This is a genomic window from Shewanella sp. NFH-SH190041 (assembly GCF_024363255.1).
Taxonomy (GTDB): Bacteria; Pseudomonadota; Gammaproteobacteria; order Enterobacterales; family Shewanellaceae; genus Shewanella.
Map to the genome: position 1 here is coordinate 1,154,566 of NZ_AP026070.1, position 12,763 is coordinate 1,167,328.

The 12,763-nt window shown below is 48.3% G+C and carries 13 protein-coding genes; 11 read left to right on the forward strand and 2 right to left on the reverse strand.

The annotated features are described in order from the left end of the window. Positions 1-89 precede the first annotated feature (89 nt). On the forward strand, positions 90-524 hold the full coding sequence (locus tag NFHSH190041_RS05095; RefSeq protein ID WP_261924213.1) for a carboxymuconolactone decarboxylase family protein: 435 nt from the start codon (positions 90-92) through the stop codon (positions 522-524). On the opposite strand, the gene NFHSH190041_RS05100 is transcribed toward NFHSH190041_RS05095, so the two are convergent. Next, complete coding sequence (locus NFHSH190041_RS05100; protein WP_261925043.1) at positions 521-1,666, reverse strand: putative sulfate/molybdate transporter; 1,146 nt, start codon at positions 1,664-1,666, stop codon at positions 521-523. The genes NFHSH190041_RS05095 and NFHSH190041_RS05100 overlap by 4 nt on opposite strands. A 469-nt stretch (positions 1,667-2,135) precedes the next feature. Between NFHSH190041_RS05100 and NFHSH190041_RS05105 the strand changes: the two genes are divergently transcribed. From NFHSH190041_RS05105 to NFHSH190041_RS05150, 10 genes are all read left to right on the forward strand, one after another. After that, positions 2,136-3,104: a YbgA family protein gene (locus NFHSH190041_RS05105; RefSeq protein ID WP_261924214.1), complete on the forward strand. Its 969-nt coding sequence runs from the start codon at positions 2,136-2,138 to the stop codon at positions 3,102-3,104. A gap of 21 nt (positions 3,105-3,125) precedes the next feature. Then, positions 3,126-4,691, forward strand: coding sequence for a deoxyribodipyrimidine photo-lyase (gene phrB / locus NFHSH190041_RS05110; protein WP_261924215.1), 1,566 nt, complete (start codon positions 3,126-3,128; stop codon positions 4,689-4,691). A gap of 108 nt (positions 4,692-4,799) precedes the next feature. Then, positions 4,800-5,531, forward strand: coding sequence for a nuclear transport factor 2 family protein (locus tag NFHSH190041_RS05115; RefSeq protein ID WP_261924216.1), 732 nt, complete (start codon positions 4,800-4,802; stop codon positions 5,529-5,531). After that, a complete protein-coding gene (locus tag NFHSH190041_RS05120) occupies positions 5,528-6,343 on the forward strand; it encodes an SDR family NAD(P)-dependent oxidoreductase (protein WP_261924217.1) in 816 nt (271 codons plus the stop codon). Before NFHSH190041_RS05115 ends, NFHSH190041_RS05120 begins: the two co-directional genes overlap by 4 nt. Beyond that, positions 6,340-7,716, forward strand: coding sequence for an NAD(P)/FAD-dependent oxidoreductase (locus tag NFHSH190041_RS05125; protein WP_261924218.1), 1,377 nt, complete (start codon positions 6,340-6,342; stop codon positions 7,714-7,716). Before NFHSH190041_RS05120 ends, NFHSH190041_RS05125 begins: the two co-directional genes overlap by 4 nt. Next, the gene (locus NFHSH190041_RS05130; protein WP_261924219.1) at positions 7,713-8,804 is read left to right on the forward strand and encodes a DUF1365 domain-containing protein; all 1,092 of its coding nucleotides are present in this window, start codon (positions 7,713-7,715) and stop codon (positions 8,802-8,804) included. The genes NFHSH190041_RS05125 and NFHSH190041_RS05130 overlap by 4 nt, the downstream gene beginning before the upstream one ends. Before the next feature lie 220 nt (positions 8,805-9,024). After that, positions 9,025-10,299, forward strand: a complete 1,275-nt coding sequence (locus NFHSH190041_RS05135) for an SAM-dependent methyltransferase (protein ID WP_261924220.1) — start codon at positions 9,025-9,027, stop codon at positions 10,297-10,299. Then, positions 10,296-10,904: a DUF2878 domain-containing protein gene (locus tag NFHSH190041_RS05140; protein ID WP_261924221.1), complete on the forward strand. Its 609-nt coding sequence runs from the start codon at positions 10,296-10,298 to the stop codon at positions 10,902-10,904. Before NFHSH190041_RS05135 ends, NFHSH190041_RS05140 begins: the two co-directional genes overlap by 4 nt. A 110-nt stretch (positions 10,905-11,014) precedes the next feature. After that, positions 11,015-11,479, forward strand: a complete 465-nt coding sequence (locus tag NFHSH190041_RS05145) for a chalcone isomerase family protein (protein ID WP_261924222.1) — start codon at positions 11,015-11,017, stop codon at positions 11,477-11,479. 65 nt (positions 11,480-11,544) lie between these two features. After that, entirely contained in the window at positions 11,545-12,066 is a 522-nt protein-coding gene (locus NFHSH190041_RS05150; RefSeq protein WP_261924223.1) for a DUF3833 domain-containing protein, read from the forward strand. A gap of 112 nt (positions 12,067-12,178) precedes the next feature. On the opposite strand, the gene NFHSH190041_RS05155 is transcribed toward NFHSH190041_RS05150, so the two are convergent. Beyond that, positions 12,179-12,523 (reverse strand): DUF3634 family protein, encoded by a 345-nt coding sequence (locus NFHSH190041_RS05155; protein ID WP_261924224.1) that lies wholly within the window; start codon positions 12,521-12,523, stop codon positions 12,179-12,181. Between the last annotated feature and the right edge of the window lie 240 nt (positions 12,524-12,763).

Consider the following 12,763-nt stretch of genomic DNA (forward strand, 5'->3'; position numbering starts at 1 on the left):
ATTGGATTCTCACCCGGCTGGGATTGTTTCACAATGAAAACATCAAAGGCCTGGGATGACCGGACCGTGAAACTATGAGGATCCAACTTATGAGTAAACGTATCAATATTGCCACAGTACAGGGAAAAGCAATTCAGGCTATGATGGGGCTAGAGACCTATTTGGCAGGGACAACCTTGACTGCTGGCATGAAAGAGTTAATAAAAGTCCGGGCATCTATGATCAATAAATGTGCCTATTGCATCCAAATGCATACGACTCAGGCATTAGAGCAAGGAGAGGATCAGCAGCGGCTATTTGCGCTGGCCGCTTGGCAGGAATCACCATTGTTCACTGATATTGAACGGGCCGTTCTGGCATTAACCGATGAAATTACATTGATTTCAGTAGAAGGGGTGACCGATGAGGTTTATCAAAATGCCCTTTCCTGTTTGGGAGAAAAGGGCATTGCGGAAGTGATTATGCAAGCGGTCACTATTAATGCCTGGAACCGCATAGCCTTATCACTAAAAATGGTCCATTAACTGGCTGGCCGCAGCTGTATAGCGGCTTTCCGGCCGTATTCCAGCACAATACCAACCACCAGACCCACGGCAACATTGACACTGATGCTGACCAAAGCGGTAGCTAGAATGACAAAGATACAGTATGGGCGGCCATCAAGCAGACGTTTTGACCATGCCAGTTGTGCTCCCGCTGTTGCCAGCAGACTGCCCAGTACCGCCATAGGGATCATTTCCAGCCATTGGCTGACGGTGTGGCCCCAGCACAGCGCGATTAATAGGCAACTGGTGCCGAATAATGCTGGGGTTCGCCAGGTTCTGGCGCCAAAGTGAGTTTGTACCGCCATGCCGCCTGCGCCATGGCACATTGCTGCTGACCCTAATGGTGCCAGCAGCAGATTTGCCAGCCCTGAGGTAATGGCAAACCGTTTGGGAGAAAAGCGAGCTGCATCCTCCGGGAAGGTTTCTTTGGCCAGTAGTGAAGCGGCAATAATGGCGTTGGTCAGTGTCATGGCTAATTGGGGTAGCACTAGGGTACCGGTTGCATGTAACCAGTCACTTGGCGCAGGCCAGCTTAAGTGAAAACCGCTTTGGGCCAGAGAGGTATCAATCCCTACTGCACCACCAGTATAAGCTTGCCAAATCATCCCCAGTGCGAGCACAGAAGGTACCATCAGGTATTTTAGTGGTAGCCAGCGACTGACAAATAGCAGCAGTAGCGCAGACAGCCCAAGCCACAGGGTATTGTCCATCATACCGTAGCCTAACCAGATCAATTTCAACCCGATAGCCAGTTGGATACCGACGCTGACAGCTTGGCTTACCTGACGAGCCAGCCACTGAATAGTACCACTGAAGGCTAAGATCAACATAATCAGCCCCATAATCATGGCACTTGCCTGCATCATGCCTGGGCTTAGCCCTATGCTGATCACCAAGGCGGTAATGACTTTCATTGGCTGGGTAGCGACTGGCCGACGATAAACAATGGCAGTTAGTAGAGCGAACAGGCCAAAGCTGAGGAAAATCCCCGGTGCTGAAAATTGGTTTAGCGCAATAAGACCCAGCGCGAGGGGCAGGAAGGTGCCGAGATCGGCAAAAGCGCCGCTAATATCACCCAAGAGTCGATGGAACTGGGTAAAGCGGTGAGAATTGAAAAGCATAAAGGTTGCCTGGTAGAAGAAAATACTGCGGTAATAGCGATAAAGATGATGAAAACGCAATTTTAGTGCCATTTTTTTTATAAAAATACCGATTTTTCCGAGTTAAAATCCACAATAACAACCAGGGAATTGGACAGAGTGACCCATAAGCGATTATTTACCTGCAACTTTGTCCCAACCTAGCGTGAGGTAATGACCCATTTATAATGATTTTGTGACGTTTCGATGGGCATTAAAGGCAGTTTTTTATCACCGGCTAACTCAGGCGCTGCTTAGGGCTTGCTGCAGCCTCTTGCCGTTAGCTAATTGAGCTGATCCCGGGTGACGTTCTGCTTAATCGTCGGGCTGGATAGGTATCGGCATATTGACTTGGGAAAAATTTGGTTTTTTTGATGAAAAATGGCTGTACTTCCTGCTGATCCCTGTACAGGATTAAACCGTATTGGGTACATATACAGGGAGAGATAATATGTACAGTTTTGACCCGCAACGCATTCAACTTGGTATTAGTGCTTGTTTACTTGGTCAGGAAGTTAGATTTGACGGTGGCCATAAACGCTCAGTGTACTGCAGTAAAGAGTTAAAACCCTTCTTTGATTTTCAACCTATTTGCCCGGAAATGGCCATTGGCATGGGGGCGCCTCGAAAAAGTATTCGCCTGGTTAAACATGAAGATATGCTGCGATTGCAAAGTGCCGATGCCAGTATTGATGTGACTGAGCAAATGCAGCAGTTTAATCGTCAGACATTGCCGCAATTAGGCCATCTCAGCGGCTATTTACTGTGTGCTAAATCCCCGACATGTGGCATGGAGCGGGTTTTGGAATATAAACCTGGTACCAACAATGCCACTAAATCCGGTATAGGCGCTTTTGCCCGAGAACTCATGGCCCATTATCCGGAGTTGCCGGTGGAAGAATCCGGCCGCCTGCATGATATGGTGATCCGAGAGAATTTTTTTACCCGGGTGTATGCCTACCATGATTGGCAAAAACTCCGGGCCAGCGGGCTGAACAAGCATAAAGTCGTGACTTTTCATGCCAGATACAAATATCTGCTGATGGCTCATAGCCAAACTATATATCGAGAACTGGGTCCCTATGTGGCGGATATGGGCAGTGATGACGCTATTGCATTTGAACAACAGGCGCAGCAATATTTTGCCCGCTTTATGGCAGCACTGAAATGCCATGCCAGTCGGCGTAACCACACCAGTACCTTGCAGCATATTCAGGGGTATTTTAAAAAGGTGCTTTCCAAGTCCCAAAAGGCTGAGCTGACTGAAGCCATTTTGGCTTATCGAGAAGGCCTGCAACCTCTCTTGGTGCCAATTACGCTGATCAATCACTATTTGCGTGAATACCCGACTCCCTATATTGAAGAGCAGGTTTACCTTAATCCTCACCCTCAAGCACTGCGCCTAAGATACGGTTATTAAATAGTGAAAGGGACCGGCACTATGGATAATGAGCAGGTGAGCTCTGAAAGTATGGATACCGGCGGTTGCCATGCGCGGCCTAATGCCTTGCTTTGGCTGCGGCAAGATTTACGTTTACATGATAACCCTGCGCTGCACTTGGCTTGTGATTATGCCCGCAAGCACAATGGCTGCGTATCCGCCCTGTATATCGCTACCCCTCGACAATGGCAAATACATGATGTTGCACCGATTCAGCTGGATTTGATTGAGCGGCAACTCAATGGGTTGGCGGCGCAATTAGCGACTTTAGGTATTCGTCTTACTTTGTTGCAGTGCGATGATTTTGCCGCTGTGCCGGCATTACTGACTGACTTTTGTCGCCAGCAACAAATTGCTGTGGTGTTCGGACAGTTGGACCCAGAGTGGAATGAGTGTCAACGGGACGCTGCGGTCAAACAGATGCTGACACAACAAGGTATGAGTATACATTTGTCTCAGGGGCATTGTGTGTTAGCTCCGGGTACAGTGCTTAATCAAAGCGGTCAGATGTATCGGGTATTTACGCCCTTTTCCCGGGCCTGGCGCCGGCAGGTTCAGCAGGTCATGACGCCATACTCGTTAGGTGGTCGGTTACCGTTATTGGGGCTGCCAGCACCAGTTGCTGCGCCATTGGCGTTGTCTTCTCCTTTGCAATTACCCGGTGATAAAGGTGATAGCAGCCATTGGGCCGTGGGTGAATCGGCCGCACGGCACCAGCTTGAGCGTTTTTTAATGGATAAGTTAAGCCATTATGCCCATAACCGAGACTTTCCTGCTTACCATGGCACGGCGCAAATTTCCCCCTATTTGGCTATTGGTATGTTGAGCCCAGCTCAATGTTTGGCTGCGACGCTTGCTGTCAGTCCTGATGCCTTAATTGAGCCATCCAGTGCCGGTTACTCTTGGGTTACCGAGCTATGTTGGCGAGAGTTTTACCGTCATTTGCTGGTGGCATTTCCTCGCTTGAGTCGGGGGCAAAACTTTAACCCGAAAGCGAATGGTATCCGCTGGCGTAACAATGTGGATGATTTCAAACGCTGGTGTCGAGCAGAGACGGGTTACCCCATTGTTGATGCTGCAATGACGCAACTTTACCGTACGGGGTGGATGCACAACCGCTTACGTATGGTGGTGGCCAGTTTTCTCACCAAGCATTTGTTGATTGATTGGCGTTGGGGAGAGGCTTACTTTCGCCGGCAGTTAATTGATGGTGATTTAGCTGCCAATAATGGTGGCTGGCAATGGGCTGCAGGTACCGGCTGTGATGCCCAACCCTATTTTCGAATCTTTAACCCTATGAGTCAGAGTGAAAAATTTGATCCTGATGGGCATTTTATCCGTAACTATTTGCCGCAGTTGGAACAGTGCACCAATAAGGCATTGCACCATGCCAATGTACATCAAAGTCAGCAAGCCGATTTATTTAGCGGTGAGATACATAAAGCGCTGGATACCGACAATAAAGAAACTGGCATGTCATATCCGCGGCCGATAGTTGATCATCAGCACGCCAGACAACGGGCATTGACGGCGTATTCAGTAATGAAACAGGTTAAATCGGCTTAGTTGCGTCGATGGGGTTGGGTGTAAAGCAGATGGCTTTACGTATCAGGCTAACTCATTTATGAGGTCACTCACTAACTCAGTAACAGCCATATCGGATAGGGAGGGTAAATGATGACAGCGCCCAAAAATCATGACAGTTGCACAGAGAGTGGTCGGGCTGAACATTGCCATTCTACGCGACCGTTTGATGTCAACGAGGTGAGCCCAGAAATGGACTTTGCCAGGCTGATACGACGCTACGCGCCATTAGCCTCTCAGCCTACGTCTATGGCGGGGCATGGTCAGGCTAATGGTGCCAAAGCCAGCCATGTTAAGGACGATACTGAAGTGAATTGGACTGGATACCGTGCTGATACCGCCGATATTGATGGTGCGAGTATGCTGGCCGAGCGTTTTATTCAGCTCTACCAGGTGATGGATCATGAGTACCTGCAGCAGAGCGATCTAGCCCTGTTGCAACAGGTTTACCATGCTAAGGTGGTTTTTACCGACCCGTTACACACCATCGAATCGCGTAATGCTTTGCTGCAGTACCTACAAGGCATGTATGTCAACGTTATTCACTTGGCATTTGATATTCACCAAGTCATTTATCAAGGTGAGCAAATTTGCTTGCAATGGCATATGCAATTTGCTCACAAGCGCTTGAATTCAGGAAAATTGATTACTGTGCCGGGAATGAGTTGGTTAGGCCATAACGGTAATGAGTTCGCGGATGAGCCAAGCAAATGGCAGATAACGGCACACAGGGATTATTTTGATGTCGGTGCTTTGTTATATGAGCATGTTCCCCTACTTGGCGGGGCAATAAGGACATTAAAGCGGCGTATGGCAATATGAATGAAGCAACAAATATAAGTAAAAGGGTACTTATCACCGGCGCCAGTTCGGGTATCGGGGCGCAGTTAGCAAAAGATTATCTTGCCGATGGCTGGACAGTTTATGGTTGTGGTCGCAGTTCTGCCCGTCTGATGGCGATAACCGGTATTGAGCCGTTGGTATTTGATATTACGGTGCGAGAGGGCGTACAAAGTGCCGGTCGGCGACTTGCCAATCTGTTACAGAAGCAGCCTTTGGATATGATTATTCTTAATGCAGGGGATTGTGAATACATTGATGATCCACTGGCATTTGATGACAAGTTGTTCGAGCGGGTGATCCGCACCAATCTGATTGCCACAGGTTATTGTCTCAATGCGTTTTTGCCGTTGATCAGTCCTCAAGGACAACTGGCGTTGATGAGTTCCAGTGCTGCTTACCTGCCATTACCTAGGGCCGAGGCCTATGGAGCATCAAAAGCTGGGCTAAATTATTTGGCGCGTACCTTGGCGGTGAGCTTTGGGGCGAAAGCAGATACAGCGGCTATATCCGTAAGTCTTATTTGTCCAGGTTTTGTCGCTACAGCATTAACGGCAAAAAATGATTTTCCCATGCCCATGTGTCTGAGTGTGGAGCAGGCATCCGCTTATATTCAGGCGGGGTTAGCTGCTCGACAGGCTGAAATTCATTTTCCCCGCCGCTTTACTTTCGCCTTAAAACTCCTGGCATTGTTACCCGCAGGTTTATGGCGTTATTTGGCGGGAAGGGCATTGGTCAATACCTCAGGCCATGCAGGTCGGCAGGTGAAAAATAACAAGGATGTGACCCAATGAAGCATATAGCCATTATTGGTAGCGGTATTGCCGGGCTGACTTGTGCCCATTTGCTCAGTAAGCATCACCGGGTGACAGTATTTGAAGCTAATGATTATATTGGCGGCCATACCGCAACGGTGGATATTGAACTCAATGGCCGGCAATGGGCCATTGACACCGGATTTATTGTTTTCAATGATCGAACCTATCCCAATTTTCTGAACCTGATGAAAGGCATTGATATCACCCCGATGCCAACTCAGATGAGTTTCAGCGTGCAGAATCTTAATTCTGGACTGGAATACAACGGCCATGGTTTTTTTAGTCTGTTTGCGCAAAAACGCAATTGGCTGCGTCCCGCATTTTGGCGTTTTTTAGCTGAGATAGTTCGATTTAACCATAAGGCGAATGGGTTGTATCAAGATGAGCGTGAACACGGTGTTGTCATGGATGCCGATTACACCTTAGGCCAGTTCTTGCATGATGCCGGTTTTTCTCGCTTTTTTGCTGAGCACTATATTTTGCCTATGGGGGCAGCGATATGGTCTGCCAGTTTAGATGATATGCAGGCATTCCCGTTGGCGTTTTTTATCCGTTTTTTCCACCACCATGGCTTATTGAATATCACTAACCGCCCCCAATGGTATGTGCTTAATGGTGGCTCGCGCAGCTATATTCCAGGGCTGATAGCCCCCTTTAAAGAGCAGATCCGCTTAAATACTCAAGTACTGGGGATCCGCCGCTTGCAAGATGGTGTTGAGGTGCGAAGTCGATTTGGTGTTGAAAAGTTTGATGATGTGGTACTGGCTTGTCACAGTGATCAAGCATTAGAAATGCTGACCGATGCCAGTGACCATGAACGCAGTATTTTAGGCGCCATGACTTATCAGGATAATGAGGTTGTGTTGCATACTGACCGCGGCATGCTGCCACAGCGCCGGGCGGCTTGGGCCAGCTGGAATTATCGTCTTGACGGTGATAGCAGCCGTCTCGCCTGTGTGACTTACAATATGAATATTCTGCAGCGATTGCCTGCACAGGCTCCGACTTTCTGTGTCACTTTGAATCAGACTGATGCAATTAAACCAGATGCAATATTAAGGTGCTTTACCTATGCCCATCCGGTATTTACTCGAGCAAGTCAGATTGCCCAGTTGCGCCGAAATGAAATTTGCGGTCAGCAACATACTTATTTTGCGGGTGCTTATTGGCATAACGGTTTTCATGAAGATGGCGTCAAAAGCGCGCTTGAGGTGTGTCGCAAATTTAATCTGGAGCTGGATGCTGAAGGGCGCGTTTGTGAGCTGACATCTCAGGGCCAGCTCAGTGGGGAGGAGAATCTGTCTGAGCCCCAGCAAGCATCAAAACATGATGGGAAAACGGCGGCATGAAGGTTGCGGATGTGCCTCCTCGCTGTGGCATTTATACCGGTAGCGTACATCATCTTCGCCGCCGACCTAAAAAGCATAGTTTCAGTTATCCTTTGGCCATGATGCTACTCGATCTGGATGAAGTGTCTGGGTTGGAAAACGTTTCTTGGGGCTTTTCTTGCCGCCATTGGGCACCGATGCAGTTTTGCGCAGCAGATTATCTTGCGGTGGTTGTCCGGAATAAAAATTTATGTACTAACCAATCATCTCGAGTCGACACACATGCGCTTACAGACGAGTATCCACGAAAAGTAAAGACTGACTTACTTCATAGTGCTTCCTCTGATATTAACCGATTACAGGCAACCGATGGGGATGATATCAAAGCATTAAAGCGACGGGTGTTGGATAAAGTCAGGCAGTTGGGCGGTAGCCAGCGGTGTGAGCGGGTATGTTTTGCTGGGCAGGTACGCCATTTCGGCATTTATTTCAGTCCTGTGAATTTCTTTTTCTGTTATGCCAATTCAGCGGGCGCCAATGGGGAGAGACATGAGGATATCACCCACTGCCAGCCGGTATATCTATTGGCTGAGGTGAGCAATACCCCCTGGAATGAACGTCATTATTATTTAGTCCCACTACAGGATACTGAGATGCTGCAGGATAAGCGTTTTCATGTATCGCCATTTATGGATCTCAACATGCGTTATCTCTGGCAAGTTGCCGCGCCGGGAGCGCAATTACGTATCGGTATTGCCAATTACCCTAAGTGCTCGGATTCTGCTGGTGGCAGAAGTGATAACAGGCGTACCGATGCTAACAACGTTGAGCTAGGCATTCAAGCAAGGGATGGTCGTGCTACAGCTGAAACGGCAGCGGCTAGTTGCGCGCCGCCACATTTAGCAGCGCTTGAGCAGGAGCCTAAAGCTGTGTTTCAGGCTGAGGTGAACTTGGCTTATCGGCCATTTGATCGCGTAGGGGTTCGCATGTTGCTGCGCCGATTTCCTTTGATGACGGTCAATATTGTGCTGGGGATCTATTGGCAGGCAGTTAGGCTATGGCTTAAAGGCATTCCTTTCATTTCCCATCCGGGGCGTTCGTCTCAATGATATAAGCCCGCATACCGTGACGCGAATCGGAGTCAGTAAATAGAAAATTGCGCTGAAATATCGCAGCAGCCTTGATCCGTATTTCTCTGTTAAGGGTATTGTCATTTCACTGCCGTAGCCATTATTCATTGACCTTGATGTGATGATTAGTAAAAGGGCTGCACACATTGGATTTGACCGCGTTTGGGATAGCAAAGCCACAATAACAAGGAGTTTGATTATGGAGAGCACTGTCACCGCTTTGCCTGATAACGGCAACCGTTGGCACCGACTGGCACGGCGCACTTTATTGACTGCATTAACGCAGTTGAAGTTTGGCCAGCTGACCTTGCAAGAAGGTGAAGTGTATCAGGTGTTTGGTGATGTAGATGCTCCCCTGAAAGCCCGCGTGATTGTGCACGATACTGCTTTTTACAGCAAAATATTAGTGGGCGGATCGATTGGAGCGGCCGAAGCCTATATCGATGGGTTGTGGGACAGTGACGATTTATCCTCTGTGGTACAAGTGTTCGCAGCTAATTTATCTTTGCTTGACGGTATCGAGCGTAAGTTAGGCTGGTTGACGTCAATTGCGGATGTGATTAGCCACCGCCTTAGACGTAACTCCAGCCAAGGTGCGAAGCGTAATATTTTGGCCCATTACGATTTAGGTAATGAGTTTTACCAACTATTTCTCGACCGAGACATGCTGTATTCCAGTGCGGTTTTTGCTGGCAATAATAACGCTTATCACCAATTAGGCGCCGACGATTTGGCTCAGGCGCAGCAGCAAAAAATGCACGCCGTATGTGAGCAGCTTGATTTACAGCCTGGCCAGACCCTACTGGAGATTGGCACAGGTTGGGGGGCGCTGGCCATTTATGCCGCCAGTCATTATGGCGTTCATGTTACTACCACAACGATCTCAGATGCTCAGTATCAGTATGCCAGTGAACGTATTGCTGCCGCTGGGCTGACAGATAAAATTACGCTGCTAAAACAGGACTACCGTTTGCTGCGGGGGCAATATGATCGGATTGTCTCGATTGAAATGATTGAAGCTGTGGGGCATGAGTACTTGCCCGGCTTTTTCCGTCAGCTTAACACGCTATTAAAAACTGATGGTCGTCTGTTGTTGCAGGCGATTACCATTGCTGATCAACGCTATGATCAATATCGCCGGGGGGTGGATTTTATCCAGAAGTATATTTTCCCTGGCGGTTGTCTCCCCTCTATCAGCCGCATGAGCCAACTATTGACGGCACAAACAGATATGGGCATTTGGTCTGTTAAGGATCTGGGGCTGGATTATGCCCGCACATTAAAATGTTGGCATGACAGATTTATTGCAATGCTCCCTCAAGTGCGACAGTTGGGGTATAGCGATGAGTTTATCCGGATGTGGCGCTTTTACCTCAGTTACTGTGAAGGGGGCTTTTTGGCAGGCACAACCAGCACTGTACACTTGGTGGCCGTTAAACCTGGTTATCGACAATCACAGGCAATCGCGCAATGACGGTTAGCGACCGCAGTTTTGTTCTGCTCAATGCCATTATGTTTCAGCTGGCCTGGTGGACGCTGGTATTGTGGGGGAATAGTGCGCTTTGGTTTGGTGTATCACTCTTGGTTGTTCATTTTTTGTTGTCACCGCAACGCCGGGCTGATGTTAAATTGTTATTGGGTGTCACCTTGATGGGGGCCGCCGTAGATTTTTGCCTTATCTGGCTGGATGTATTGCGTTTTACCGATCTACCCTGGTGGTTATTAGCGTTGTGGATGCATTTTAGTCTCACCTTTAATGCCAGTTTACAGTTTTTACAGCGTTGGCCGCTTTGGAGTCATATGCTGCTCGGGGCAATCTTTGGCAGTGGTAGTTATCTCGCCGGGGCAACACTGGGCGCGGTGATACTGCCTTTAGGGGCGGGTTTTAGTGTTATCGCTTTGGCCTTGTGTTGGGCGCTCTTATTGCCAGCTGGTGTGCGCATCGCGGCGTTATCCCGATATGATGTTCATTTGGATGGGGCTGATGGGCGGTATGATTTTCACCAGATTCAGGCAAATTCATCTCAGTATAAACCGCAACACAAACACCGCCAGCAAGATGGTGCGGGGCAATCATGACTCCCAAGCTGCTGGTTATATTTATAATCTTGTGGATTGGATTCAACGTTTCTACTGTTCAAGCCTTACCAGATCCTCAAAATAATCGATCTCAACAATTCGCTATAACAGTGTCAGCCCAAGCTAAAGCGGGTATCGCTCAATGGTCGCAATGGCAGCAAGTGGGCCATGGGACGATGCAGTGGCTATGGTGGACCTTGTATCAGGCCCGGCTATTAACCCCGGATGGCCAGTATATGCCCGGGCGTTATCCGCTGGCATTATCACTGCAGTATCAGCGAGCGATTAAGGCTAATGATCTTGTTCGCGCTACAGTTGAGCAATGGCAGCAACTTGGTTTTGCCGATAAAAATATTGCTATCTGGCAGCAGCAGTTACAGGGATTGTGGCCGGATGTACGTGAGGGTGACAGGTTAACTTTTGTGGCCATGAATACTGATGTTGGCGCGTTTTTTTATAATGGCCAGCTGTTACAGAAATTGAATACACCGGAGTTTGCCGCTGCTTTTGTGGCAATTTGGTTGGCACCGGAAAGCCGTGAACCTCGTTTACGTCAGGCATTGATGGGGCGCTGAAATGAGCTTGAATATTCAAATTCTAGCTTTAGGAGTGCAAAGGTTAATTATGGCAGGGAGGTCATATGAAAAAATTAATCAGCATGTTATGCCTGTTACTGCTGGTGGGGTGTAGTGCCGCAATTGAGGATTATCGGGGGACAGGTCCGGAATTACGTCTGGAGCAGTTTTTTGATGGCAAGCTTAAGGCCGAAGGCATGGTGCAGGATTTTCGCGGAAAAGTATTGCGCCGCTTTACGGTGGACATGCAGGCCAGTTGGCATAATGGCCAGTTGACGCTGGATGAAGACTTTCTTTATGACGATGGTGAAACTCAAAAGCGTATTTGGTATATCAAGACGTCAGGTCCGGGGCGATATCAGGGCAGGGCGGCAGATATTCTTGGTATTGCGCAGGGACAAGCCCTTGGCAGTGCGCTGCATTGGCAGTACGACATGATGTTGCCACTGGGCTCCAGCCATTATCGGGTCAGTTTCGATGATTGGATGTTTCTGATTGATAATAATACCTTGCTTAATCGCAGTGATATCAACAAATTCGGTCTGACGGTTGCCGAAGTGACACTTGTGATACGCAAGTTACCATAGCGCTGAGCTTTACTACTTATGCCTTAACCCTTTAACCGTGTGATTCCGCCTTAGACATCATGCTCTATCTTTCTGCGGTGTCAGTATGTTGTGCTCAAACATCGCTACTGTATTAACTGGAAATTTTGCCTGATTCTATCTGTTTTTTCTCATAATACTCAAAAGGGAACAGATTGCGGATCCGCTGACTGAGGTGATCTCCGCTATTGGCACTGATATGCAGACGAACATGACCTTTTCTTTCTGCCCTCAGGGTGCAGGTGAGCTTCTCTTTTTTGGCGAGGGTGCGAATATCCCGCTCAAATTTCTCCTGAATTTTGCCACTGTGACTGATGAGCTTGCCATCGCGAAATTTCATTTCCAGTAGTGTGCGGCCCGATTTAGCTGCGAAAATCAGTTTGTAAATAATAACTACCCCTACCAGTAGGAACAGTAGTTTCAGTGCATTTTCTACCATAATCTCTCCTAGAAAAGAGTCCTATCATCAGCATCTGTAGGTTTATATGTTTGGTGACAGCTTTATGGGCATATTAGCCAGAGCACCGTCAGCAATCGGTTATCGCAAATGTGATATCGCCTCACCATGTCAACGGCTTGATGCGTCACTATGGCGCGTCACTGGCGCTTAGCGCGACCCCATAACAAGTTATCAGATTATCACAGCGTTGCAGCAGGCTGCATGATCCAGTTAACAAAC

Coding starts and splice junctions, on each gene's coding strand:
- NFHSH190041_RS05135 (WP_261924220.1), top strand. CDS start 9,025: ATGGAGAGCACTGTCACCGCTTTGCCTGATAACGGCAACCGTTGGCAC.
- NFHSH190041_RS05120 (WP_261924217.1), top strand. CDS start 5,528: ATGAATGAAGCAACAAATATAAGTAAAAGGGTACTTATCACCGGCGCC.
- NFHSH190041_RS05155 (WP_261924224.1), bottom strand. CDS start 12,523: ATGGTAGAAAATGCACTGAAACTACTGTTCCTACTGGTAGGGGTAGTT.
- NFHSH190041_RS05105 (WP_261924214.1), top strand. CDS start 2,136: ATGTACAGTTTTGACCCGCAACGCATTCAACTTGGTATTAGTGCTTGT.
- NFHSH190041_RS05100 (WP_261925043.1), bottom strand. CDS start 1,666: ATGCTTTTCAATTCTCACCGCTTTACCCAGTTCCATCGACTCTTGGGT.
- NFHSH190041_RS05115 (WP_261924216.1), top strand. CDS start 4,800: ATGATGACAGCGCCCAAAAATCATGACAGTTGCACAGAGAGTGGTCGG.
- NFHSH190041_RS05150 (WP_261924223.1), top strand. CDS start 11,545: ATGAAAAAATTAATCAGCATGTTATGCCTGTTACTGCTGGTGGGGTGT.
- NFHSH190041_RS05130 (WP_261924219.1), top strand. CDS start 7,713: ATGAAGGTTGCGGATGTGCCTCCTCGCTGTGGCATTTATACCGGTAGC.
- phrB (WP_261924215.1), top strand. CDS start 3,126: ATGGATAATGAGCAGGTGAGCTCTGAAAGTATGGATACCGGCGGTTGC.
- NFHSH190041_RS05140 (WP_261924221.1), top strand. CDS start 10,296: ATGACGGTTAGCGACCGCAGTTTTGTTCTGCTCAATGCCATTATGTTT.
- NFHSH190041_RS05095 (WP_261924213.1), top strand. CDS start 90: ATGAGTAAACGTATCAATATTGCCACAGTACAGGGAAAAGCAATTCAG.
- NFHSH190041_RS05125 (WP_261924218.1), top strand. CDS start 6,340: ATGAAGCATATAGCCATTATTGGTAGCGGTATTGCCGGGCTGACTTGT.